Source organism: Serratia sp. 121840015-1 (assembly GCF_053627655.1).
In genome coordinates this window covers 95,523-118,745 of sequence record NZ_JBSEYF010000006.1, presented here as the reverse complement: position 1 = coordinate 118,745, position 23,223 = coordinate 95,523, and the positions used below count along the sequence as shown (strand labels likewise).

Sequence of the window (23,223 nt, the reverse complement as noted above, 5' to 3'; positions counted from 1 at the left end):
TCAAATGATAATCATTCTCATATGTGCTAAGCGTGACACAAAAAAGCAGCCGCCTGCGACAGCTGTCACACTGACAAATGTGGGTTAATCCCGGCTGCGCGTCCGTTCCCACTCCAGCTTCTGCAACCAGTCATACTCCCGGAGGATATTCTGAAGGGAGAGTAGAGAGCATTAAATTTCAGCTTAAACAATTAATTATCTACTTAACGTACGTTTTCGTTCCATTGGCCCTCAAACCCCATTCACCCCAAACCTCCTCTCTGTTTTGTTTGATATACAGCACAACAACCAGCTGGGTTAATGGCATGTAAACTCCTTTAACTCTCGCTAAAAACAGGATGTGCATACAGTGTTTGTATGCGATTTCAACAGGAGATGAGTTATTAGTGGTGGTGATGGTAAAGACAGCCGCGGTCCTGGCGGTGGGGTGAATGGTGGGCCGACGGAGTTGGGTGGAGGTGTGGATGCATCCGATCACTCTGGCTGGAGCTCGGAGAATAACCCATGGGGAGGTAAGAATAAGGACACTGGCGGGCATACTGGTGGTGGCAACAATGGTGGGGACAGGGATCCCGGGAGCAACGTTAACCTGAGTCTGTTTCCGGAAGCACAAGCGTCTGTCGCGGTGGGGGCACAATTCAATCTTTCGTTGATCGACGGTGCGTGGGGATTCAGTCTGCTGAAATCCCAAACGGTGCAATCGTTTATCACGAAATCAATAGCCAAACAAAGTGAAAACACTCGGTATCCCTACGGTTGGAACACTGTGGCGCGGTAGCCAACAGCGAGTATTAACGGCAGAATAAGATATTGAACTTTATAGTTTTTCCCGTCACTGGCAGTTGTTCGGTAAAACCGAACAACTGAATTTTCGACCCGTTCACCTTCTGCAAAGATATGCTTTATGTGTTCGCTGATAGTCGCTTTAGCTTTGCCGTACAGTTCGCAGATCATTGTCTGGGATAGCCACAGAGTATCGCTTTCAAAGCGGCATTCAACGCGCACCTTTCCATCACCGCTGGCAAACATGACAAATTCACCTGCCGGGGATTGGGCTAAATGTTTCTCTGTCATGCCGCCTCCGCTTTAATCTAACTTACCGTGCAATAATGTCCTTGTATGTCAGAGAAACCCATCGAAGCTCATTACCCGAATAACGGTTGTTTCCCCAAAAAATTCCTGGAAGCTGATTCGCTCGGATATTATTTCGTTGAATTCAAGAAAGTGTGGAAACAGTAAGGTGGCGGAAGATCACAGGAGTCGAACCTGCCCAGGACCGCTGGCGGCCCCAACCGGATTTGAAGTCCGGCCGCCCCACCGGGGACGAGGATCTTCCTTGGAGAAGAGAAGAAGCAAGGCGCTGATTATAGCGCAGTTTGTTCGCTGCGCTAAGCGGGAAATGGCGGCCGCCGGCGATTCGGCGGCCAGGGGGAGCTACTTCAGGAAATCCTTCACGTCTAGCAGGATGAACTCGTTGTCATCCGCCATATTGGGCTGGCGGCTGGAGGAGAACGGGAAGTTGTTGTCGTTGCCGACGATGATGTGGTTGGCGTCCACCACGTCCACGTTCTCGATAGTGAAGAACGGGAAGGTCAGCACGCCGTCGTTCAGCGGCTTGCGCGCCAGCTTGTTCGGATCCTGAATGTTCATCAGGTCGATATAACCCAGTTTCTCGACCGGTTTGCCGACGTTGGCGTCCGAGAAGGCGATTTTATACACCCGCTTGAACTTGGCCACCTGGCTGAAGCAGTTGTCGGTTGGCGCGCCGGCGGCGCAGGCTTTATCCGGCGTGCCTTCGCCGTTGTCGCGCTCAATCACCAGCCCGTGGGTGGCGTCGATCATGTTGAAATCGCCGATGGCGTTCTGGTTGTCTTCCAGCACGTACTGCCAGCTGCGGCCGGTCCAGGCCTGCCGTTTGACGTCGAACTCCAGCACCCGCAGGTAGCGTTTGCCGCCGACGTTCTCGAACTGTTCGCCATCCCACAGCGCCCCTTCCAGCAGCGGGTACAGCTTGCTGCCGTCCGGCGAGGCGGCCATGCCTTCAAAGCCTTTGGAACGCGCCACCTGGAAGTTTTGCTTGCCGTCCGGCGCGCCCGGCAGGGTCAGCGTCGGGTTGTCCGGCGATTTCACCACCTTGCCGTCCACCTGGGTGTCGAACACCGCCAGCACTTTGCCGTTCAGGTCGGCCTTGATCAGGTAAGGGCCGAATTCTTCACCGATCCACAAGGCATCGTCGGCAAACTGGAAGCTTTCCGGATCGAAATCGCTGCCGGTCAGATAACGCTTCTCGGTGCTCTCGTTGATGATGTGGAACGGCACCTTTTTATCCGGATCGTGCAGGAAAACCGTCTTCAGCGGCGCGACCGTGCCGTCTTTGAAATCGATCTTGTAGTGGTTGAGATACAGCATGGCGTCCGGTGAGTTGGCCTTGCTGCCGAAGCCGTTGTCGGTCAGCACCCAGTAGGTGCCGTCGGGCATGTGTTTGATGCCGGAGTGGCCCTGCAGCGGCTGGCCGTCGATCGGCAGGCCGAGGCCGGTCAGGCGATCGGCGGATTTGCCCGCCACGCTGCCCAGCTCGGTGACGCGTTTGCCGCTGGTGTATTTGCCGCTCTGCTGCAGATCGCTCGGTGCGTCCTTCGGAGTGGAAACGGCGGATTTCACCGGCAGCAGCGCATGCCCGGCCAGCGTCGCCTGCACCGGCTGCGCGTCGGCCCACAGGTTGGCGCTCAGCGCCATGCAGCCGACCAGCAGCGCCAGCCGGGTTTTGGTGTTGTGCATGTCATGGTCCCTTTTCGTTGTTATCGCCCAGAAGTAAAAGCAACGTCACTATAGGGAGCAGCAATGACAGAAATATTATTCGGCGAACGCCCGCCGGTAGCTGTGCGGGTGGAAGCGCCAGGTGATGGCGATCAGCACCACCACCAGCAGCGCGTGGATCTGCCAGTCCAGCACGAAGCCGCCGCTGTAGTCGCGCAGCAGGCCGGAAAGGTAGGGCGTCACGCCCGCCAACAGGAAGCCGACGCCCTGCATAAAGGCCACCAGTCGCCCGGCCGCCGCCGGCTGATGCAGGTGATCGAGCGCCAGCACCAGGCACAGCGGGAACGCGCCGCCCAGCCCCAGCCCGGAGAGCAGCACCCACAGCCACGGCAGCGTCTGCGGCAGGTAAATCAAGCCGATAAAGCCGATCAGTTGCATCATCAACGCCAGCAGCAGCAGCGGCCGCCGGTCATGATTGCGCGCCAGCGCCGGCAGCAGCAGCGCGCCCACGACCTGGCCGAAGGTCATCAACGCCAGCAGCGAACCGCTGGCCTGCGGCTGCCAACCGAGCTGCATGTAATACGGCGGCAGCCAGGCGATCAGGCTGGTATAGCCGCCGTTGATCAGGCCGAAATAGGCGCCGAGCAGCCAGGCGCGCCGGTTGCGCAGCAGGCTTGGCCCGCGGTTTTCACCCGCCGCGCTCAGGCGAGACAGCCCGCGGCTGACCGGCCACCAGGCCAGCAGCGCCACCAGGGCCGGCAACGCCCACCAGGCCAGCGCGCTGTGCCAGTCGTGCCCCGCACTCATCAGCCACGGGGTGATCGCCGCACCCAGCCCGCCGCCGCCCATCAGCGCCGCCGACCACAGCCCGGCCACCAGCGCCATACTTTTGAGGAAATGATGCTTGATGATGCCGGGCATCACCGCCTGGATCACCCCGATGCCGAGCCCGCCCAGCACCGCACTCATCAGCAGCTGCACGCTGCCGGGGGCCAGTTCGCGCCAGAGCGCGCCCAGCCCGATCGCCAACAAACTTAACGCCACGGCGCTGCGTTCGCTGAATAGCCGGTTGATGGCGCCACCCGCCAACGCCATCAGGCCCATCATCAGCACCGGCAGCGTGGTCAGCAGCGCCGCGCCGCCAAAGCTCAGCCCGGTAGCCTGGCGCAGCGTCGGCAGCAACGGGCCGATCGAGGTCAACAACGGCCGCATGTTCAGGCCGATCAACACCAGCGCCAGCAGCAGAGGGTTGAACCAGCGGCGCGAAGAGGATGAATTAACAGAATGATTTAACACGGTATATTCCTGGTACTGCAAAATGAAGAGTGCGGCGTCACAGCGCGATCGCCACAGCGTTGCGTTACTGTAGGCAACGCCGCTAGTATTGGGAAATTAAATAATAAAATAGCCGACAGTGGGAAAATGAATCGCTACCCGATGTTCAATCCGCAGCTGCTGCTCAGCTTCGTCGCCGTATGCGACAGCAACAGCTTCACCCGCGCCGCAGAGCGGGTGTTTTTGTCGCAGTCCACCGTTAGCCAGCAGGTGCGCCGGCTGGAAGAGATGCTGGGCAAGCCGCTGTTTGAGCGCTCCTCGCATCAGGTGCTGCTGACCGAAGAAGGCGTGAAGCTGTTGAGCTACGCGCGCCGCATCATCGCGCTGAATGAAGAAGCCCACGACGCGCTGACCGGCATCTGGCGCGACGGCGTGCTGCGGATCGGCATGCCGGAGGATTTCGCCGTGCCCACCACCGAGCTGCTGGCCGACTTCAGCCGCGAGCACCCGCACCTGCGGCTGGACGTCGCCAGCGGCCTGAGCGCCGATCTGCACAGCGCCTACGCGCGTGAAGAGCTGGATCTGATCCTGGTGAAACAGCGCCGCCGGCAACCGCCGCGCGCCGCGCGGCCGGAACCGCTGCTGTGGCTGGACAGCCTGGCCTTCCCGGCCATCGAGCAATCGCCGGTGCCGCTGGCGGTATTTCCGCTCAGCGGCCTGTACCGCGACGAGCTGTGCCAGGCGCTGGACAACCTCGGCAAACGCTGGCGCATCGGCTACAGCAGCGCCAGCCTGGCGGCGCTGACCGCCGCTTCCGCCGCCGGGCTGGGCGTTACCCTGCTGCCGGCCGGCTGCCGTCTGCCCACGCATCGGGTGTTGGGCGAAGCCGAAGGATTACCGCCGATAGACAGCTTCGAACTGGCGCTCTACTACCGCGACGGCGCTCCCGCCGCCACGCTGGCGCTGGCCCAGCGGCTGGCGGTGTTTTGCGGGTTGAAATAAACGCCGGCAGACGCCGATCATTACCAAATCGAATAGTCACCAGTGGCAAATGTCGCTGCCAACCGGCCGGTTCCTCTCCTAAATTGGGGGATGTTTCACCCCTCACCTCTGGATTAAGGAACCGAACGTGGAAAACCCTCAACAACCGGGCCGCAGAGCCTTCCTCAGCCAAACCGGCAAACTCACCACCGCCTGCGCGGTGATCGGCCTGACGGGCGGCATGGCGCAGGCCGCGTCACCGGGCGGCGGGCAGTGCGCACCGGCACCGATGACCCTGACCGATCGCCACTACTACCTAAGTGAGGTGCGGCTGGAAGACGGCTTTGAATACGACGGCGAAACGGTGATCGGCACCCGCACCGCGCTGTACACACTGGAGATCAAAGACGGCAAGATCGCCGCCATTCACGCCGCCAACGCCTCCCAGCCCGCCGGCGTGCCCCGCTATCAGGCGCAGGGCCAGCTGCTGCTGCCAGCGTTCCGCGACATGCACATCCACCTGGACAAAACCTTCTACAGCGGCCCGTGGCAGGCGCCGCGCCCGCGCCAGGGCAAGACCATCATGGACATGATCGCGCTGGAGCAGACGCTGATACCGAAACTGCTGCCCACCTCGCAGCAGCGGGCGGAAAACCTGATCGCCCTGCTGCAGTCCAAAGGCAGCACCGTGGCGCGCAGCCACTGCAATATCGATCCGGTCAGCGGCCTGAAAAGCCTGGAGCACCTGCAGCGCGCGCTGGAAAACCACCGGGCGGATTTCAGCTGTGAAATCGTCGCCTTCCCGCAGCACGGCCTGCTGCACTCCAGGGTCGATGCGCTGATGCGCGAAGCGATGCAGATGGGCGTGCAGTACGTCGGCGGGCTCGATCCGACCAACGTCGACGGCGCGATGGAGAAATCGCTGGACGCCATGTTCCAGATCGCCCTCGATACCGGCAAAGGCGTGGATATCCACCTGCATGAGACCAGCCCGGCCGGGGTCGCCGCCATTAACTACATGATCGCCACCGTGGAGCAAAACCCGGCGCTGCGCGGCAAGGTCACCATCAGCCACGCTTTCGCCCTGACCACGCTGACGCCGGGCGAACTGGCGGAAACCGCCACCCGGCTGGCGGCGCAGCAGATCACCATCGCCTCCACGGTGCCGATCGGCGGCCTGATGATGCCGTTGCCGCAGCTCAGCGAGAAAGGGGTGTTCGTGATGACCGGCACCGACAGCGTGATCGACCACTGGTCGCCGTTCGGCACCGGCGACATTCTGGAGAAGGCCAACCTGTACGCCCAGCTGTACCGCGGCTCCGACGAGTATCACCTGTCGCGCGCCATGGCCATCTCCACCGGCGGCGTGCTACCGCTGGACGATAAGGGCCAGCGCGCCTGGCCGAAAGCCGGCGACGCCGCCGAGTTCGTGCTGGTCAACGCCAGCTGTTCCGCCGAGGCGGTCGCCCGCCTGCCTGCGCGCAGCGCCACCTTCCATCAGGGGCGTCTGGTGGCCGGCCAGGTGAGCAAAACCTAAGGTCGGTCCGCTGTTGTCATCATGATGGCCGTTTTTGGCCTTCTGCCAGAGCAAGGCGCGGCGCAAGATGGTCGCTACACACACTGGCGGAGGGCCGAAAATGTCACAGAGCGCGTTATTGATCATCGATGTCCAGCAATCATTCCAGCACCGTCCATTCTGGCAGGAGGACGATCTGCCGGCGTTTCAGCAGGCGCTGACCCGCCTGATCGCGGGCTGCCAACAACGCGGTGCGGCGCTGGTCGACGTGCTGCACGTTTCGCCACAGGGGCCGTTCTCGCTGGCATCAGGCCACGTGCAGCGCCTGCCGTTCCTTACCCACCAGGCGGATATCACCGTGCATAAGCATGTGCACAATGCGCTGACCGAATCCGGCCTCGACGCCTGGCTGCGCGAGCGGGATATCAACCACCTGATCGTCTCCGGCATCCGTACCGAGCAGTGCTGCGAAACCACCACCCGGGTGGCGTCCGATCTCGGTTATCGGGTGACCTTTGTCACCGAGGCGACGCTGACCTTCCCGATGCGCCATCCCGACGGTGAAGTCTTTACCCCCGCGCAGCTGAAGCGGCATACTGAAACCGTACTGGTCGATCGTTTCGCCCGCATCGCCAGCGTGGATGAGGCGCTGGCGCAACTCGCACAGGAGTAACCATGTCGCAGGCCGTCTATTTTCTGCTGTTGCCCAATGTGCTGTCGCTGGACGTCAGCGGCCCGGCGGAAACCCTGCGCCTCGCGGGGCAGTTCAGCCTGCGTTATCTCAGCCCGGCGCCACAGATCGTCTGCTCCATCGGCATGACGCTGAGCGGCCTGCGGCCGTTGCCCGAACGCCTGGAAGACGGAGCCATCCTGGTGCTGCCGGGAGTCGGCGATTCGCAGCGCTATTTCGCCGGGGAAGAGGCCGAGCAGGCGCGTCGCTGGCTGGCGACGCTGCGGCCCGATCTGCAGCGGCAGCGCATCACCCTAGTGTGCATCTGCTCCGGCGCGCTGCTGGCGGCGCAGGCCGGGCTGCTCGACGGCTATCAGTGCACCACCCACCACGACGTTATCGAGCGTATCCGCCGGCAGGCGCCGGCAGCGCAGGTGAAAGAGAACCGTGTCTTCGTCGAAGATCGCGGCGTCTACACCAGCGCGGGCATCACCACTGGCATCGATTTGGCGCTGCACCTGGTCCACCGCCACTGCGGCTCCGGCCGGGCGCGCGACGTCGCCCGCGATATGGTGGTCTATTTCCGCCGCGCGGGGGACGATCCGCAGCTGTCGCCCTGGCTGCGCTACCGCAACCACCTGCACCCGGCGGTGCACCGCGCGCAGGACGTGATGGCCGCCGAGCCGGAGGCCGACTGGTCGGTGCCGCAGGTGGCGGAAAAAGCGCACGTCAGCAGCCGCCATCTGGCACGGCTGTTTCGCAGCCACGTCGGCATCAGCGTGCGGGAATATCATGAGCAGCTGCGGTTGGCGGTGGCGCAACAGCGCCTGCAGCAAGGATATGGGTTGGAGAAGGCCGCGCTGGCGGCCGGCTTTTCCTCTGGGCGGCAGCTGCGCCGCGCCCAGCAGCGCCAGCGCTCGCCGCTATGACACCAGCCGGCGGGTATCCAGCCGCTGCAGGCCGACAGACAGCAGCAGGCTGAGCCCCAGCGCCACACCGAACACCCAGAAGATATCCAGCAGCGGGTGGCCGGTGAAATCCAGGTGCCGGCTGCGCATCACGTTGACGATCAGGGCGTGAAAACCGTAGATCGCCAGCGAATGGCGGGAGAACGCGCTCAGCCAGCCGATCGGCTGCGGCAGACAGTGTTTCACCCACACCAGCAGCGCCACCGCCGCCATAAACACCAGCGGGCCGCTGTAGATATAGTAGGTATCGGCGAAGTTGCCGTTGATGAACAGCTGGTGCTTGGTGCCGCGCGCGATCAGCGCCACGCACAGTGTAAATCCCAGCGCCGCCAGCCAGCCCACGACGCGCCCGCGCGCCTCCATCATGCCAATCGCCCGCCCGGCCAGCGCATACAGCAGGTAGTAGAAGGTATCGCCATAGATATACAGGTTAACCGGCAGCAGGTGCACGTTGCCGAAGGTCAGCTTGTCGGTATTCGGGTTGGCGATCGCCGCCAACACCACCAGCGCGGCGGCCAGGTAACGGCGCGACACCGGCTTGACGCTGATAAGCGGCGACAGCAGGTAAATCACCGCAATGGCATAGAAAAACCACAGATGATAGAACACCGGCTTTTGCAGGATGGCGCGCAGCGACGGCCAGAAGCCGATCTTGGTAAAGGCCGCGATATAGATCAGCGCAATGGCGCTGTAGAACAGAATGCAGCAGGCGATACGGGTGAAATGCCGCCGGCCGGCGCTCTTGTCGCCGAAGAACAGGTAGCCGGAAATCATGAAAAACAGCGGCACCGACACGCGCGACAGCGAGTTCAGCACGTTGGCGATATCCCAATTGTGCAGCCCTATCGCCGCGCCGTTGGTGACGTAATAGGTAGTGGCGTGGATCATCACCACCATCATGCACGCCATCGCCCGCAGGTTGTCTATCCAGCCGATTTTCTCGCTCAAACGCTCGCCCGATCTTGTGTCATATTGATATGTTAAGAAGAGGTTATCGGGCACGGCGTTCGGCGACAACCCAAAAGCGAAATATCAGAATGCACTTAAACAACACCTTATGATTGCGAAGGTGAACAATTGGCGGCAAAATAGCCGCCATAACTCGCTCAGTTTGCGCTTCCCGCCCTGGCAGTTCCTTTTTCTCTTTTACTATCAGTACAATAATATGAAAACGACATTACCACCTGCGGCACGTTTGGGCCGACAGGCGCTTTTATTCCCTCTTTGTCTGGTGCTGTTCGAGTTCGCCACCTATATCGGCAACGATATGATTCAGCCGGGCATGCTGGCCGTCGTGGCGGATTTCAACGCCGGCGAAGAGTGGGTGCCTACCTCGATGACCGCCTATCTGGCCGGCGGCATCTTCCTGCAGTGGCTGCTCGGGCCGCTGTCGGATCGCCGCGGCCGTCGCCCGGTGATGCTGGCCGGGGTGGCGTTCTTTATCGTCTCCTGCCTGGCGATCCTGCTGGTCACCAACATCGAGCAGTTCATCGCCATGCGTTTCCTGCAGGGCATCGGCCTGTGCTTTATCGGCGCGGTCGGCTACGCCACCATCCAGGAGTCGTTTGAAGAATCGGTGTGCATCAAAATCACCGCGCTGATGGCCAACGTGGCGCTGATCGCCCCGCTGCTCGGGCCGCTGGCCGGCGCGGCGCTGATCCACGTCGCGCCGTGGCAGAGCATGTTCGTGCTGTTCGCCGCGCTGGCGGCCATCGCCTTCTACGGCCTGTGGAAAGCGATGCCGGAAACCGCCACGCTGCAGGGCGAGGCGTTTTCCGCCGCCAACCTGTGGCGCGACTACCGCCAGGTGCTGGGCAACCGCCGCTTCCTGTGCGGCGCGCTGGCGATCGGTTTCGCCAGCCTGCCGCTGCTGGCCTGGATCGCCCAGTCGCCGGTGATCCTGATCAGCGGTGAGTCGCTGTCGACGCTGGACTACGGCCTGCTGCAAATCCCGGTGTTCGGCGCGCTGATCCTCGGCAACCTGACGCTGGCGCGCCTGACCGGCAAAAACAGCGTGGAGCGCCTGATCAAGCTGGGCGCAGGCCCGATGCTGCTGGGGTTGCTGATCGCCGCGCTGGCAACCCAGTTCTCCAGCCACGCCTACCTGTGGATGACCGCCGGCCTGAGCCTGTACGCCTTCGGCATTGGCCTCGCCAACGCCGGGTTGTACCGCCTGACGCTGTTCTCAAGCAACGTCAGCAAGGGCACGGTATCAGCCACCATGGGCATGCTGAGCATGATGGTGTTCACCGTCGGCATCGAGCTGGCCAAGGTCGCCTACGTCTGGGGCGGCAGCGGGCTGTTCAACCTGTTCAACCTCATCAGCGGCCTGTGCTGGCTGACGCTGGTGGCGCTGTTCCTCGGCAAACGCCGCAACGGCGACCCCACGCCGCAGCCGACCGGCGCGGCTTAAATGCCACGATAAAACGCCGGTCCGGTTTCCCGACCGGCGTTTTTTATGCGGCTTCAGCCGAACAGCCCCCACAGCGCATACCCCGCTCCCACTACCGCCACCCCCAACAGCAGCGACGCCGACAGGACAGAGATCGCCCGCCGCGCGTGCTGCAGCGCCATTCCCGACAGCAGGGTGATATAGGTCAGCAAGATGGCGAAGTCCGCCAGCACCCACAGCGCGGTCAGCAGCGTCAGGCTGGTGCCGATCGAGGGGGTGACGGCGATGAACTGCGGGAAAAAGGCGACGAAGAAGACAATATCTTTGGGGTTGGCGATGCCCACCAGAAAACCGTTCAGGATCGCCGAGCGTTTTTGCGGCGGCGCAACGGGCTGCGCATCGGGGGTTCGCGCGGATAAATCCTCATACAGCGAGACGATCGCCATACGGCCGATAAACAGGCAACCCAGCAGACCTACCCACTGCAGCATGCGCATATCCACGGCGAACAGCCCGGTGATAATCAGCGCGGCGATGCCGATCAGCAACAAGGAGGCCCCGTTACTGCCCAGCGCGGTCAACAGCGCACGCCGGGCGCCAAAGCGCGCGGCGGTGTTGGCCACCATCGCCACCACCGGCCCCGGCGTGGCGATCAGCAACAAAATGGCGGCGAAATACGCCGCCAGTAACGACAGGTTCATCTTTATTTCACTCACATTCAGTCAGTTGGCATCGCGCCATTATCATGCCGCCGCCACCGCCTTGAAAAAGGAGTAATCCTGTCGTTTACTGTGAATCAGACTCATTATTAGAGACGCCGCGATGGCCAGTTCCCTTCCGCCGCTTTACGCCCTGCGCGCCTTCGAAAGCGCCGCCCGCACCGGCTCGTTCACGCTGGCCGCCGAGGAGCTGCATCTCACCCCAAGCGCGGTCAGCAAGCACATCAAAACGCTGGAGCAGCACTTCGGCTGCCGGCTGTTCCAGCGCAACGGCCCGCGTATCGAGGTCACGCCGCAGGGGAAAATCTTCGCCGACGAGTTGCAGCAAGGGTTTGGCCGCATCGAGCAAGCCTGCGAGCTGTTCAGAAGCCACCGCGATCTGCTGCGGCTGAAGGCGCCTTCCACCCTGACCATGCGCTGGCTGCTGGACTGCCTGAGCCGGTTCCGGCAAACGGCGCAGGCGTTCGACGTGCAGGCAGCCAGCGTCTGGATGGACATCGACAGCGTGGATTTTTTCAGCGAACCCTACGACTGCGCCATCCTGCTCGGCAACGGCCATTTCGGCGCCAATACCGCCGCCGCCAAGCTGTTCGACGAATGGCTAATCCCGATTTGCGCCCCCGCGCTGCTCGCCGACGGGCAGCGCGATCTCGCCGCCTGCCCGCTGATCCACCCTTCGCCCGATCGGCGCGACTGGCGGCGCTGGCTGCAAAAAAGCGGCATAGCGGCCCCGTTCGATCTTGCACGCGGCCAGGTATTTGATTCGCTGGAACAGGGCAACGCCGCAGCCATCGCCGGGCACGGTGTCTCGATCGGCGATCTGGCGCTGAGCCTGCGAACCATTGAGGAGGGGTTATTGGCGCTGCCTTGTGACACCGCCGTGCGCACCGGCGACGGTTACTATCTGGTTTGGCCGGCGGAGTCGGCGAAACGGCCGCTGATCGAACGCTTACAGGCGTTTCTCACCGCCCAAACGCCCGACGTCAGCCGGGCCGCCGTCAGGTTTATCGGCTAGGGGAATTCGGCCTATCGCTCTTCGCGGGTATGCCAAATACGCAGAACATAAATCGTTGCCGGCTGCACCTGGTAACGTATCTCATAGCGGCCGACCAGAATACGCCTCACCTCCTGCGGTAAAAACTCGTCCAACCTTTCACCCAAGCGAGGATTATCGAGCAACGCTTTAGGCGCGGCGACCAAAGCCTTCACCGAATTCGCTGCCGCAGTACGGTTAGCCAAAGCAAGAAACTCAAACAAACGCGCCAAATCCGATAGCGCCTTACTCGTCCATTTTAACTCCATCAGCGCGATACCGGCAGCGGATCGTCACTGTCCAGGCTGGCAGCCCAGGCTTCTACCAACTCATGATCGATAACGTTTTGCTGTTCGACATCGGCCAGCGCCGCCAGCGTTAATCGACGGCGCTCTTCCTCTTGCTCAAGCCAGGCGGCGAGGGCTTGCTTCACTATCCATCCCCGTGAGCGGTCAAGTTTGGCGGCCATTTCATCCACCTTTTCAGCCAAAGGCAGCGGCACATGAGCGGTGATGACTTTCGTATTCATCGTCTTGCTCCTCAATACAATCGACATCAATCAAAGTGATTAAAGCTGATTATACTGCCATCAGAGAACAAAAAACACGCAATCAGTTGCCGAACAACCCGCCGTCGCGCAGCAAATGCTCGTTACCCTTGCGGCGGGTAAAACCGCTGCGATCGAAGAACTCCAGCACCTGGATCGCCAGCTTGCGCCCGACGCCGAGCCGATCGCGGAAGTCGGCGGCGTTGGCGCCGCCACGCTCCGCATCCAGCTCGCGGATCAGCGCCGCGAACTGATCGATGCGTCGGCTGAGGTAGTAGCGATCCACCACCACCGCCGTCACATAGCCCAGCTGAGCCGCCTTGCGCAGCAGCGCCCGTACCCGGCTCTCTTCCTCGCCCAACTCGCTCGCCAGATCGCGCACCCACCACGGCTCGTCGCCGAACAGCGGTTCGATGCGCGCCCACAGCGGCGCCTCTTCGGCGCTGAATGCCAGACCGTGTTCCGGCAGATGCAGCCAGCCGCGCGTATTGCGCAGCGCACCGGCCTTCAACAGCCGATCGATCATCATAAACACCAACGCTTCTGGCTGCTGAGGCAGCGCCATGCGCCGCAGGCGGGCGCGCCCTAACCCCAGCTGGTCGGCGTGCTGTTGGTGGTACTCCGCCAGCACCTGCAGCAGCCGGCTCTCCGCCTGTTGCACCTGATCCTGCGCGAGCGCCCGGTCACCGACGATCAGCAGATCGCGATCCGCCAGCAGTGCCGCCAGGCCGTCGTCGGTCAACTGACGCGCCCAGGCGAACGCCGCCAGCGACAGCGCGCCCTGCGGCAGCTCAAGCGCCAGCACCTGCGCATCGTCTTGCGCCTGCGCCAGAGCCTGCAGCCATGCCAGGTAGTCCGGCTGGCGCTTGCCGCGCTTGGGCGCGCTCAGCCTGAGCACCCGGGCCGCGCCCAGCGTTTGCCGTGCGCCGATGTCGCGCAGCACCAGCCGATCGTTTTCCGCCAGCCACAGCGGGCGATCGAGGATCAGTTCCGCCAACCCGTCGTTCAGCAGCGAAATGCGCCCGGTGATGTGGCTGGCGGCATGGTGCAGATGCAGCGGCTGCCAATGGCGGATCGGCCGATCCGCTTCCAGCGCCACCAGAATGCGTTCCGCCGCTTCCGGTGGACGCTGCGCCAGCAGCCAGTCGCCGCGCGCGATCCGGTCTTTATCGACATCGCCGCTGATGTTCAACGCAATGCGTTGCCCGGCCTGCGCCTGCTCCACGGTCTGATTTTGGGCGTGCAGGCCACGCACCCGCACCGGCGCGTCGGCGCCGGTCAGCCACAGCGAATCCCCCACCTGCACCCGGCCACCGAGCGCGGTGCCGGTCACCACCAGCCCCGCCCCTTTGACGCTGAACGCACGGTCTACCGCCAGGCGAAAACGGCGCGTCAGCGCGTGCTCGCCGGAGGGCAGCGCCAGCAAATGCGCGCGCAGCGCCTCGATGCCTTCCCCCGCCGCCGCCGCGGTAACAAACAGCGGCGCATCGGGCCAGCCCTGGCGCACCAGTTCGTCGCGCACCTGGCGGCGTACCTCGTCGACACGCGCCGCGTCCACCCGGTCGGCCTTGGTCAACGCCACCGTCAGCGCCGGGCGCCCGCTCAGGCGCAGGATCGCCAGATGCTCGCGGGTTTGCGCCATCACGCCGTCGTCGCAGGCCACCACCAGCAATGCATGGTCGATACCGCCGACGCCCGCCAGCATATTGGCGAGGAATTTCTCGTGGCCGGGCACGTCGATAAAGCCCAGCACCCGGCCGTCCGGCTGCGGCCAGTAGGCGTAACCCAGATCGATGGTCATGCCGCGGCGCTTTTCTTCCGGCAGGCGATCCGCGTTGATCCCCGAGATCGCCTGCAGCAGGGTGGTTTTGCCATGATCGACATGGCCGGCGGTGGCGATGATCATGAGGCGCTCAGCGCTTCGATCAGCGCCCCTTCCTGTTCCAGACAGCGCAGATCCAGCCACAGCCGGCCGTCGCCGAGGCGGCCGATCACCGGCTGCGGCAGGCGGCGCCAGCGTTCAGCCAACGCCTCCAGCGTGGCGCCGCGGCCGTCGCGCGGCGTGAAGGTCAGCGCATAGCTGGGCAGGCGATCCACCGGCAGTGAACCGCTGCCAATCTGCGACCAGCACGGTTCGGCACGCAGCTCGAAATCGGCGGTGAACCGTGGCGTCAGCGCCGCCAGCAGCCGCTCGGCCGCCTGTTGCATCTCCTGCTGCGGGCGGGTCAGCAGCCGCAGCGTCGGCAGCTGCTCAGCCAGTTTTTCCGGCTGCAGATAGAGCCGCAGCGTGGCCTCCAGGGCCGCCAGCGTCAGCTTGCCGACGCGCAGCGCGCGTTTGAGCGGATGCTGCTGCAGGCGAGCGATCAGCGCCTTTTTGCCGACGATGATGCCGGCCTGCGGGCCGCCCAGCAGCTTATCGCCGGAGAACGTCACCAGATCGACGCCGGCGGCCAGCAGCCGCTGCGGCATCGGTTCGGCAGGCAGGCCGTACTGCGCCATGTCGATCAGCGAGCCGCTGCCCAGATCGGTGGCGGTCGGCACGCCCTGTTCGGCCCCGAGCTGCGCCAGTTCGGCCTCGCCGACCGCCGCGGTAAAGCCCTGAATGCTGTAGTTGCTGGTGTGCACCTTCATCAACAGGCCGGTCTGCTCGTTGATGGCCTGGCGGTAATCTTTCAGATGGGTGCGGTTGGTGGTGCCGACCTCCACCAGTTGGCAGCCCGCCTGGCGCATCACGTCGGGTATGCGGAACGCGCCGCCGATCTCCACCAGCTCGCCGCGCGACACCACCACCTCTTTGCCGGGGGCGATCGCCGCCAGCATCAGCAGCACCGCCGCCGCGTTGTTATTGACGATGCAGGCGTCCTCCGCACCGGTCAGCCGGCACAGCAGACTCGCCACCGCCCGATCGCGATGGCCGCGCCCGGCACCATCCAGATCGTACTCCAGCGTCACCGCCTCCCCCATCACCGCGCTTACCGCGTCCTTCACCGGCTGCGCCAGTAGGGCGCGCCCGAGGTTAGTGTGCAGCACGGTGCCGCTGAGGTTGAACACCGGCAGCAAAGCCGGGCGTTGCTGCCGGGCCAGCTCCGCCCGCAGCGCCTGCGGCCAGTCGTCGCACCAAGCGGGTAAACGTTGCTGTTGCCTGATCGCGGCGCGCGCCTCGGCCTGCAGCCGGCGCAGCAGTTCGCCGATCAGCGTCTGGCCATGCTGCGCCACCAGCGGTTCAATCGCGGGTTCTCGCAGCAGGCGGTCAATGGCGGGCAGTTGGCTGTAAAGAAGGTGGGATTCAGTGCTCATGGTCGCTCGGTTTTCAGTTTAGACGTATCGGCATAGCAAAACCCCGCCGCGGCGGGGGAGAAAAAAGCTCAGGGAGGCGAGGTGCGGGCGAAGCTTTCGCGGGCGAACAGGCGTTCGGCCAGCTTGACCAGCGCCGGGCGCTCGACGCACCAGTTGGGCAGGATGCGGCGGAAATTGAGGTAGCCCAGCGCGCAGCCGGTGGCGATATCCGCCAGCGTCAGCCGCTCGGCATTGAGCCACGTTTTTTCCCGCGCCAGCGCCTCCAGCGCATCCAACCCCTGCGTCAGTTTGTCACGCTGGCGCAGCATCCAGTTTTCGTCCTGTTTTTCCGGCGCGCGCCGGCTTTCGCGAAACAGGGTCGCCGCCGCTTCGGTCACGCCGTCCGCCAGCGCCGCCACCTGGCGGACGCGCAACGCGGCGGTGCGATCGGCCGGCAAGAACGCCGGTTCCACCGCCAGCAGCTCAAGGTATTCGGCCACCACCGGCGAGTCGTAAAACACCTCGCCGTCATCGGCGATCAGCACCGGCACCTTGGCGAGCGGGTTCAGCTCCTTCACCCGGCTGCCGGGCTCATACGGCGGATCGTTGACGAATTCGAACGCGATCCCCTTCTCCAGCAGCATCACGGAAATCTTGCGCACAAAGGGACTGGTGTAACTGCCGATAAGCTTCATCCGTTCTCCTCCGCTTCGTCCTGGCCGCGGCGCGGCGCCCTTACTTCACCGCCAGGGTATCGATAATCCGCTGCACCAGCGCCTGGTGCACTTCCGGCGTTTTGGCCGGCGACAGCATTTGCAGCGTCACCACCCGCTTGTTGAACACCGTCAGCACCAGCGTGGACACCACCTTCTGCCCGTTGACGGTCTGCTCGGTATCCACCCGGCGAAACTTCTGTTTGCCAACGGTGAAGTTCTCTTCTTTGGTGGTCTGGATATTCTGATAGCGCTCGGCCAGCACCGTGATGGCGCTCTGCGCCAGCTCTTTCAGCATTTTGTCGCTGGCGTTGAGCTTCATGTCGTCCGGCGGGATCACCTCGGACGAAACCGCGCTCTGGCGCGACTTGCCGTCGAGGAAGCGCTGAATGGTGGAGGTGCTGTCGTTGATGATGCCGCTGTTCAGCGTCTGATCGCTAAAGCCCGGCGGCAGCTCGAAGGTGATTTTGCCCTTCTGCAGCGACACGTTCAGCCCCGGTGGCGCGGACGGAGTTTCTGCCGGCGCAGGCGGTGGCGCGGGCTGCGTCACGGTCGGCTTGGTGTCCGGTGGCGGCACCGCCGGTTTGGTGTCGTCTTTGTTGTCGCAGGCCGCCAGTCCCATCGCCAGCACGGCGACCGCGGTCAGTTTTGCCAGGGTGTTTAACATCGTGGTTCCTTTCGCTTGGCGCGTTATGGCCTAAACGTAGCAACTCGCCCGGGCGAATGCCAGAAGCCCGTTCTGAAATTGCTGGTCCGGCCCCGCGCGAACGGGGCCGGGCGGTTACTCCGCCGGGAACAGGAACGGATTGATGCTGCTGCGGCCGAAGCCTTCTTCTTCCATGCGGGCGTCCAGCACCAGCGAAGCCAGATCGTCGGCCACCGCTTCGACCTGCGGGTCTTTTTCCTGATAGAGGATCTTCAGGTAAGTACCGCAGTCGCCGCAGCTCTCCGCCTTCACCGCCGCCTGCTCGCTGTCCAGCGACCAGTAGTTGAGATCGCGGGTCTGCTCGCAGTTGCTGCACTTCACCCGCACCACGTGCCATTCGCTTTCGCACAGGTTGCAGTGCAGGTAGCGCAGGCCGTTGACGGTGCCAATGTGCACCATGCTGGAGACCGGGATGCTGCCGCACACCGGGCAGAACTGGCGCTGCTCGCCGTATTCGGCGCGCGCCTTGCCGGGGATCAGGCTGGCCATCTGCGCCCAATAGAGCGACAGCGCGGCCCAGAGGAACGGCGCCTTCTCGCTGCCCACCTTGCCGAACTCGCGGTTGAGCAAGGCGTCGGCCATCAGCTCCAGCTCGTGCGCCGAGGCTTTCTCCAGGTTGTCCAGCACCGCCAGGATATGCTCCGGCGCCTGCGGGCGCAGCTCGGCGATCAGCGACGTCAGCAGCTTGCGCCAGTGCTCGCTACGCGGGAACACGCTCAGATCGAGCGGCGGTTTGCCGCTGGCGGCGCCCTGCGCCAGCGCTTCGCTCAGATCGAGCGCCAGCGGGTTATCGTGCAGCGCATGCTGCTGCGCCTGCGCCAGCTCGGCGGCGAAGTTCAGGTAGTCGCCCAGCGGATTGTCGACCGCCAGCTGACGCAGACGATCGGCGCGGCGGCTGTACAGGCTTTTCAGGTTGGCGAAAAGTAACGGCGGGATGTTCTCCGCCGTTGTGGACTTCTCACGCTGTGCCCCTAACTGCTCTTTAGGAACGATGCGGATACTCATCAGGGTTTATCTTCCTGTCGTTTCTCGCGGACCTCACGGTACCAGCGCGGATGATGTTTCTTGGCCCAGGCCGCCGGCACCCAGCCTTCCACCATCGCGGTAATGGTGCCTTTTACCCACAATGCGGCGTAAATGTGCACCATAATCACGATAATCAGGCCGACCGCGGCCAGCGAATGCACCAGCAGCGCGATGCGGATCAGCGGGATGGAGAACGACGGCGCAAAATACGGCCGCCAGATCACCACGCCGCTGGCCAGCAGCAGCACCAGGCTGATAATCGCCGCCCAGAACACGCACTTCTGGCCGAAATTATAACGCCCGGTGTCACCCACTTCCTCGTTCATGGCGATTTTGTGGATGTTCTTGGCCCAGACGATATCTTCCCGGTTGATCAGGTTATGCTTCCAGTAGCGCAGGAACATCAGCAGGAACGCGGCAAACATGATCACCCCGACAAACGGGTGCAGAATGCGCGCCAGCTGCGGCGTCCCGAAGATGTTCATCAGCCAGTTGAAGGAGGGGAAGAAGAACCCCAGCCCGCTGATGGCGGCGAACACGAAGCAGAACGCCACGATCCAGTGGTTGATGCGCTCCGGTGCGCTGTAACGCTGAATGGGCTTTTCCTTTCTCATTTGCGCGTCTCCTCGTCGTGCGACTCGTCGTGCTCGTCCTCATCGTCGACGCGGTTAGGCCCGACGCCGACATAGTGGAACACGCTGGCCGCGAAGGTGGCGGCAAAGCCGATGGCCGCCAGGGGTTTCCACACGCCCTTCCAGAAGGTCACCGCCGGGCTGATGCTCGGGTTGTCCGGCAAACCGTGGTACAGCTGCGGTTTGTCGGCGTGGTGCAGCACGTACATCACGTGCGTGCCGCCCACCCCCGCCGGATCGTACAGACCGGCGTTCTGGTAGCCGCGGGTGTTCAGCTCGCTGACGCGATCTGCCGCTACCTGCTTCATCGCTTCCTTGGTGCCGAAGTGAATGGCGCCGGTCGGGCAGGTTTTCACGCAGGCCGGTTCCTGGCCGACGTCCACGCGGTCGACGCACAGGGTGCACTTGTACACCCGGTTGTCGTCCTTGTTCATGCGCGGTACGTCGAACGGGCAGCCGGCGATGCAGTAGCCGCAGCCGATGCAGTGCTCGGACTGGAAGTCGACGATGCCGTTGGCGTACTGAATGATCGCGCCTTCCGACGGGCAGGCCTTCAGGCAGCCCGGATCGGCGCAGTGCATGCAGCCATCCTTGCGGATCAGCCATTCCAGCTTGCCGTTTTCCTCCACCTCGGAGAAGCGCATCACCGTCCACGACTTGGCGGTCAGATCGGCAGGGTTATCGTACACCCCAACGTTGTGCCCCACCTCGTCGCGGATGTCGTTCCATTCGGAACAGGCCACCTGACAGGCCTTGCAGCCGATACAGGTGGTGACATCGATCAGTTTGGCCACTTCTTCCTGGTGGTCACGGGCGCGCGGCGCCGGCGTGAAACCATTGGTGGCGGATTTACGAATGATGTCTTGAGATTGCATGGCCATAATTCGTCTCCGTTACACCTTTTCCACGTTGACCAGGAACGCCTTGAACTCCGGCGTTTGCGTATTGGCGTCGCCGACGAACGGCGTCAGCGTGTTGGCGATAAAGCCTTTCTTCGCCACCCCTTCGTAACCCCAGTGGATCGGGATACCGATGGTGTCGACTTCCTGGCCGTGCACCTGCAGCGTGCGAATACGCTTGGTCACCACCGCCTTGGCCTTGATGTAGCCGCGGTTGGAGCTGACCTTCACGGTGTCGCCCTGCTTGATGCCTTTCTTCTCCGCCAGCTTCTCGCCGATCTCCACGAACTGCTCCGGCTGCGCGATGGCGTTCAGCCGCGCGTGCTTGGTCCAGTAGTGGAAGTGCTCGGTCAGACGATAGGTGGTACCGACGTAAGGGAACTTGTCGGATTTGCCCATCGCCGCCAGATCGTCCTTGAACACGCGCGCCGCCGGGTTGGACACCACGTTCGGGTGCAGCGGGTTGGTGCCGAGCGGCGTTTCGAACGGCTCGTAGTGTTCAGGGAACGGCCCTTCCGCCATCTTGTCGGTGGCGAACAGGCGGCCCATGCCCTCCGGCTGCATGATGAACGGCCCGACGTCGCTGCCCGGTGCGGCGGTGCTGTAGTCCGGGATATCGGCCCCGACCCACTTGGCGCCGTCCCACTCCAGCAGCTGGCGTTTCGGATCCCACGGTTTACCCTGCGGGTCCGCCGAGGCGCGGTTGTACAGGATGCGGCGGTTGAGCGGCCATGCCCAGGCCCAGCCCAGCGTATTGCCGAGGCCGGACGGATCGGCGTTGTCGCGCCGCGCCATCTGGTTGCCGGCCGGCGTCCAGCTGCCGGCGAAGATCCAGCAACCGCTGGCGGTGGTGCCGTCGTCGCGCAGCTGCGCGAACGAGCTAAGCAGCTCGCCTTTTTTCACCAGCACTTTGCCGTCGGCATCCAGCAGATCCGCCAGCGCCTTGCCGTTGTTTTCCTGCGCCACCTCTTCCGGCGACGGGTTGTCCGGCGTCAGGTAGTCCCAGCGCATGTTCAGCACCTGTTCCGGCACCGCACCGCCGTCGCGCGCATACATCTCGCGCAGGCGGCTGAAGATGCCCGCCAGGATCTCGCCGTCGTTCAGCGCTTCGCCCGGGGCATCTGCGCCTTTCCAGTGCCACTGCAGCCAGCGGCCGGAGTTGACGATCGAGCCGTTTTCTTCGGCGAAGCAGGTAGACGGCAGGCGGAACACTTCGGTCTGGATCTGCGAAGGATCCACCTCGTTGAACTCGCCGTGGTTCTGCCAGAAGTTGGAGGTCTCGGTGTTCAACGGATCGATGGTCACCAGGAACTTCAGCTTGGACAGCGAAGCCACTACCTTGTTTTTATTTGGGAACGACGCCACCGGGTTAAAGCCCTGGCAGAAGTAGCCGTTGACCTTGCCCTGCGCCATCATTTCGAAGTACTGCAGCACGTCGTAGCCTTTGTCCCACTTCGGCAACCAGTCAAAGCCCCAGCTGTTGTCCTTCTGCGCCTTGTCGCCGTAGAAGGTCTTCATCATGCTGACGAAGAATTTCGGGTAGTTGCCCCAGTAGTTCACCTGGCCCGGCAGCAGCGCCTTCGGCGTGTTGGCCTTCAGGTAGGTCTCGAGATCGGTCTGTTTCTCCGACGGCAGCGTCATGTAGCCCGGCAGGCTCTGCGACAGCAGGCCGAGATCGGTCAGCCCCTGGATGTTGGAGTGGCCGCGCAGCGCGTTGACGCCGCCGCCCGCCATGCCCATGTTGCCGAGCAGCAGCTGGATCATCGCCATGGTACGGATGTTCTGCGCGCCGACCGAGTGCTGAGTCCAGCCCAGGGCATACAGGAACGAAGCGGTTTTATCCGCGACGCAGGTTTCGGCGATGTATTCGCACACCTTGAGGAAATCGTCCTTCGGCGTGCCGCAGATGTTGGTCACCACGTCAGGCGTGTAGCGGCTCACGTGCTGTTTCAGCATGTTCCACACGCAGCGCGGATCCTGCAGCGTGACGTCGCGCTTGGCGAAGCCGTTCTCGTCGAACTGGTAGTTCCAGGTGGTTTTGTCGTACTTGCGATTTTCCGCGTCGTAGCCGCTGAACAAGCCGTCTTCGAAGGCAAAGTCTTCCCGCACCAGCAGGCTGGCGTTGGTGTAGGCCTCGACGTATTCGCGGTTGAACTTGTTGTTGGTCATCAGATACAGCAACACGCCCGACAGGAAAGCGATGTCGGTCCCGGAGCGGATCGGCGTGTAAAAGTCCGCCACCGATGCGGTTCGGGTAAAGCGCGGATCGATCACGATCAGCTTGGCATTGTTGTGTATTTTGGCTTCCATCGCCCAGCGGAACCCCACCGGATGCGCTTCCGCCGCATTACCGCCCATGACGATAATCAAATTCGCGTTCTTGATATCAACCCAGTGGTTGGTCATCGCACCGCGACCAAATGTTGGAGCAAGACTTGCTACCGTTGGTCCGTGTCAGACACGCGCCTGGTTGTCTACGGCAAGCATGCCGAGAGCGCGACTAAATTTTTGCGACAGAAAACCGGTTTCGTTGCTGGCGGCCGAGGCGCACAGCATGCCGGTGGTCAGCCAACGGTTGACGGTAACGCCCTGGTCGTTGGTTTTGATGAAGTTGGCGTCGCGGTCTTCTTTCACCAGCTTGGCGATGCGGGTAAAGGCGTCGTCCCAGCTGATGCGTTGCCATTTGTCCGACCCTGGCGCCCGATATTCCGGGTACTTGAGGCGGCTTTCGCTGTGGATGAAGTCAACCAGGCCGGCGCCTTTCGGGCAAAGCGCGCCGCGGTTTACCGGATGATCCGGATCCCCTTCGATATGGAAAATGCTTTCTTTGGCGTTCTTGGCGCCATCACCAAGGCTGTACATCAACAGCCCACAGCCGACGGAACAATACGTACAGGTATTACGGGTCTCGCGGGCGCGCAGCAGTTTGTACTGCCGGGTTTCCGCCAACGCCACTTCGGGGGCAAAGCCCAGCGCGGCCACCGTCGTTCCTGCCATACCGCCAGCGCAGATCTTAAAGAACTGCCTTCTGCTGACCTGCATGGGGGTCTCCTTTCACTCTCGATTGTCACATTGTTCAAATGCGCCTGCCCCGCTAGCGCGGCAAACGCGAA

20 protein-coding genes, 1 tRNA gene and 1 pseudogene are annotated in these 23,223 nt (G+C 63.0%); 6 read left to right on the top strand and 16 right to left on the bottom strand.

Annotated elements, in window-relative coordinates; translation table 11 throughout:
• Positions 1 to 771 precede the first annotated feature (771 nt).
• The 4 genes and pseudogenes from ACUXAC_RS22200 to ACUXAC_RS22185 all read right to left on the bottom strand — a co-directional run.
• Positions 772 to 1,074, bottom strand: a pseudogene (locus ACUXAC_RS22200) (hydroxyacid dehydrogenase); the annotation flags it as partial.
• A gap of 167 nt (positions 1,075 to 1,241) precedes the next feature.
• A tRNA-Sec gene (locus tag ACUXAC_RS22195) sits at positions 1,242 to 1,336 on the bottom strand.
• Positions 1,337 to 1,434: 98 nt separating this feature from the next.
• The gene (locus ACUXAC_RS22190; protein ID WP_387443847.1) at positions 1,435 to 2,778 is read right to left on the bottom strand and encodes an esterase-like activity of phytase family protein; all 1,344 of its coding nucleotides are present in this window, start codon (positions 2,776 to 2,778) and stop codon (positions 1,435 to 1,437) included.
• Positions 2,779 to 2,853: 75 nt separating this feature from the next.
• A complete protein-coding gene (locus ACUXAC_RS22185) occupies positions 2,854 to 4,053 on the bottom strand; it encodes a cyanate transporter (protein WP_074181166.1) in 1,200 nt (399 codons plus the stop codon).
• Between the two features lie 126 nt (positions 4,054 to 4,179).
• Between ACUXAC_RS22185 and ACUXAC_RS22180 the strand changes: the two genes are divergently transcribed.
• The 4 genes from ACUXAC_RS22180 to ACUXAC_RS22165 all read left to right on the top strand — a co-directional run bounded on the left by ACUXAC_RS22180 (position 4,180) and on the right by ACUXAC_RS22165 (position 8,128).
• Complete coding sequence (locus ACUXAC_RS22180) at positions 4,180 to 5,034, top strand: LysR family transcriptional regulator (protein ID WP_041037265.1); 855 nt, start codon at positions 4,180 to 4,182, stop codon at positions 5,032 to 5,034.
• Positions 5,035 to 5,161: 127 nt separating this feature from the next.
• On the top strand, positions 5,162 to 6,550 hold the full coding sequence (locus ACUXAC_RS22175) for an amidohydrolase family protein (RefSeq protein ID WP_102985085.1): 1,389 nt from the start codon (positions 5,162 to 5,164) through the stop codon (positions 6,548 to 6,550).
• Between the two features lie 100 nt (positions 6,551 to 6,650).
• Entirely contained in the window at positions 6,651 to 7,202 is a 552-nt protein-coding gene (locus tag ACUXAC_RS22170; protein ID WP_060441240.1) for an isochorismatase family protein, read from the top strand.
• A gap of 2 nt (positions 7,203 to 7,204) precedes the next feature.
• The gene (locus ACUXAC_RS22165) at positions 7,205 to 8,128 is read left to right on the top strand and encodes a GlxA family transcriptional regulator (RefSeq protein ID WP_387443843.1); all 924 of its coding nucleotides are present in this window, start codon (positions 7,205 to 7,207) and stop codon (positions 8,126 to 8,128) included.
• Here the strand turns inward: ACUXAC_RS22165 and ACUXAC_RS22160 are convergent.
• The gene (locus tag ACUXAC_RS22160; protein ID WP_060443756.1) at positions 8,123 to 9,115 is read right to left on the bottom strand and encodes an acyltransferase; all 993 of its coding nucleotides are present in this window, start codon (positions 9,113 to 9,115) and stop codon (positions 8,123 to 8,125) included. The genes ACUXAC_RS22165 and ACUXAC_RS22160 overlap by 6 nt on opposite strands.
• Before the next feature lie 217 nt (positions 9,116 to 9,332).
• Here ACUXAC_RS22160 and ACUXAC_RS22155 point away from each other — a divergent pair, with 217 nt between their 5' ends.
• On the top strand, positions 9,333 to 10,580 hold the full coding sequence (locus tag ACUXAC_RS22155; RefSeq protein ID WP_387443839.1) for an MFS transporter: 1,248 nt from the start codon (positions 9,333 to 9,335) through the stop codon (positions 10,578 to 10,580).
• 53 nt (positions 10,581 to 10,633) lie between these two features.
• On the opposite strand, the gene ACUXAC_RS22150 is transcribed toward ACUXAC_RS22155, so the two are convergent.
• Positions 10,634 to 11,260, bottom strand: coding sequence for a LysE family translocator (locus ACUXAC_RS22150; RefSeq protein WP_197830663.1), 627 nt, complete (start codon positions 11,258 to 11,260; stop codon positions 10,634 to 10,636).
• Positions 11,261 to 11,381: 121 nt separating this feature from the next.
• Here ACUXAC_RS22150 and ACUXAC_RS22145 point away from each other — a divergent pair, with 121 nt between their 5' ends.
• On the top strand, positions 11,382 to 12,293 hold the full coding sequence (locus tag ACUXAC_RS22145; RefSeq protein WP_387443836.1) for a LysR family transcriptional regulator: 912 nt from the start codon (positions 11,382 to 11,384) through the stop codon (positions 12,291 to 12,293).
• An 11-nt stretch (positions 12,294 to 12,304) separates the two neighbouring features.
• Here ACUXAC_RS22145 and ACUXAC_RS22140 read toward each other — a convergent pair whose 3' ends face one another.
• The 10 genes from ACUXAC_RS22140 to fdnG form a co-directional block, all read right to left on the bottom strand.
• A complete protein-coding gene (locus tag ACUXAC_RS22140; RefSeq protein WP_033636570.1) occupies positions 12,305 to 12,580 on the bottom strand; it encodes a type II toxin-antitoxin system RelE/ParE family toxin in 276 nt (91 codons plus the stop codon).
• Positions 12,580 to 12,840 (bottom strand): CopG family ribbon-helix-helix protein, encoded by a 261-nt coding sequence (locus tag ACUXAC_RS22135; protein ID WP_387443832.1) that lies wholly within the window; start codon positions 12,838 to 12,840, stop codon positions 12,580 to 12,582. Before ACUXAC_RS22135 ends, ACUXAC_RS22140 begins: the two co-directional genes overlap by 1 nt.
• 82 nt (positions 12,841 to 12,922) lie before the next feature.
• Positions 12,923 to 14,764 (bottom strand): selenocysteine-specific translation elongation factor, encoded by a 1,842-nt coding sequence (gene selB / locus ACUXAC_RS22130; protein WP_147840583.1) that lies wholly within the window; start codon positions 14,762 to 14,764, stop codon positions 12,923 to 12,925.
• Positions 14,761 to 16,155, bottom strand: coding sequence for an L-seryl-tRNA(Sec) selenium transferase (gene selA / locus ACUXAC_RS22125; protein WP_159318803.1), 1,395 nt, complete (start codon positions 16,153 to 16,155; stop codon positions 14,761 to 14,763). Before selA ends, selB begins: the two co-directional genes overlap by 4 nt.
• 68 nt (positions 16,156 to 16,223) lie before the next feature.
• The gene (locus tag ACUXAC_RS22120; RefSeq protein ID WP_060424313.1) at positions 16,224 to 16,829 is read right to left on the bottom strand and encodes a glutathione S-transferase; all 606 of its coding nucleotides are present in this window, start codon (positions 16,827 to 16,829) and stop codon (positions 16,224 to 16,226) included.
• A gap of 40 nt (positions 16,830 to 16,869) precedes the next feature.
• The gene (locus tag ACUXAC_RS22115) at positions 16,870 to 17,514 is read right to left on the bottom strand and encodes a DcrB-related protein (RefSeq protein WP_387443827.1); all 645 of its coding nucleotides are present in this window, start codon (positions 17,512 to 17,514) and stop codon (positions 16,870 to 16,872) included.
• 114 nt (positions 17,515 to 17,628) lie between these two features.
• Complete coding sequence (gene fdhE / locus ACUXAC_RS22110) at positions 17,629 to 18,558, bottom strand: formate dehydrogenase accessory protein FdhE (protein WP_025304790.1); 930 nt, start codon at positions 18,556 to 18,558, stop codon at positions 17,629 to 17,631.
• Positions 18,558 to 19,193: a formate dehydrogenase cytochrome b556 subunit gene (gene fdoI / locus ACUXAC_RS22105; RefSeq protein WP_004934017.1), complete on the bottom strand. Its 636-nt coding sequence runs from the start codon at positions 19,191 to 19,193 to the stop codon at positions 18,558 to 18,560. The genes fdhE and fdoI overlap by 1 nt, the downstream gene beginning before the upstream one ends.
• Entirely contained in the window at positions 19,190 to 20,092 is a 903-nt protein-coding gene (gene fdxH, locus ACUXAC_RS22100; RefSeq protein WP_033649532.1) for a formate dehydrogenase subunit beta, read from the bottom strand. The genes fdoI and fdxH overlap by 4 nt, the downstream gene beginning before the upstream one ends.
• A gap of 12 nt (positions 20,093 to 20,104) precedes the next feature.
• Positions 20,105 to 23,152, bottom strand: a complete 3,048-nt coding sequence (fdnG, locus tag ACUXAC_RS22095) for a formate dehydrogenase-N subunit alpha (RefSeq protein WP_100396610.1) — start codon at positions 23,150 to 23,152, stop codon at positions 20,105 to 20,107.
• Between the last annotated feature and the right edge of the window lie 71 nt (positions 23,153 to 23,223).

What these genes read in the sequence shown, in the direction of transcription:
- ACUXAC_RS22155 (WP_387443839.1), top strand. Translation starts at nt 9,333, where the DNA reads ATGAAAACGACATTACCACCTGCGGCACGTTTGGGCCGACAGGCGCTT.
- ACUXAC_RS22145 (WP_387443836.1), top strand. Translation starts at nt 11,382, where the DNA reads ATGGCCAGTTCCCTTCCGCCGCTTTACGCCCTGCGCGCCTTCGAAAGC.
- fdhE (WP_025304790.1), bottom strand. Translation starts at nt 18,558, where the DNA reads ATGAGTATCCGCATCGTTCCTAAAGAGCAGTTAGGGGCACAGCGTGAG.
- ACUXAC_RS22120 (WP_060424313.1), bottom strand. Translation starts at nt 16,829, where the DNA reads ATGAAGCTTATCGGCAGTTACACCAGTCCCTTTGTGCGCAAGATTTCC.
- selB (WP_147840583.1), bottom strand. Translation starts at nt 14,764, where the DNA reads ATGATCATCGCCACCGCCGGCCATGTCGATCATGGCAAAACCACCCTG.
- selA (WP_159318803.1), bottom strand. Translation starts at nt 16,155, where the DNA reads ATGAGCACTGAATCCCACCTTCTTTACAGCCAACTGCCCGCCATTGAC.
- ACUXAC_RS22115 (WP_387443827.1), bottom strand. Translation starts at nt 17,514, where the DNA reads ATGTTAAACACCCTGGCAAAACTGACCGCGGTCGCCGTGCTGGCGATG.
- fdxH (WP_033649532.1), bottom strand. Translation starts at nt 20,092, where the DNA reads ATGGCCATGCAATCTCAAGACATCATTCGTAAATCCGCCACCAATGGT.
- fdoI (WP_004934017.1), bottom strand. Translation starts at nt 19,193, where the DNA reads ATGAGAAAGGAAAAGCCCATTCAGCGTTACAGCGCACCGGAGCGCATC.
- ACUXAC_RS22135 (WP_387443832.1), bottom strand. Translation starts at nt 12,840, where the DNA reads ATGAATACGAAAGTCATCACCGCTCATGTGCCGCTGCCTTTGGCTGAA.
- ACUXAC_RS22150 (WP_197830663.1), bottom strand. Translation starts at nt 11,260, where the DNA reads ATGAACCTGTCGTTACTGGCGGCGTATTTCGCCGCCATTTTGTTGCTG.
- ACUXAC_RS22165 (WP_387443843.1), top strand. Translation starts at nt 7,205, where the DNA reads ATGTCGCAGGCCGTCTATTTTCTGCTGTTGCCCAATGTGCTGTCGCTG.
- ACUXAC_RS22180 (WP_041037265.1), top strand. Translation starts at nt 4,180, where the DNA reads ATGAATCGCTACCCGATGTTCAATCCGCAGCTGCTGCTCAGCTTCGTC.
- ACUXAC_RS22190 (WP_387443847.1), bottom strand. Translation starts at nt 2,778, where the DNA reads ATGCACAACACCAAAACCCGGCTGGCGCTGCTGGTCGGCTGCATGGCG.
- ACUXAC_RS22170 (WP_060441240.1), top strand. Translation starts at nt 6,651, where the DNA reads ATGTCACAGAGCGCGTTATTGATCATCGATGTCCAGCAATCATTCCAG.
- ACUXAC_RS22140 (WP_033636570.1), bottom strand. Translation starts at nt 12,580, where the DNA reads ATGGAGTTAAAATGGACGAGTAAGGCGCTATCGGATTTGGCGCGTTTG.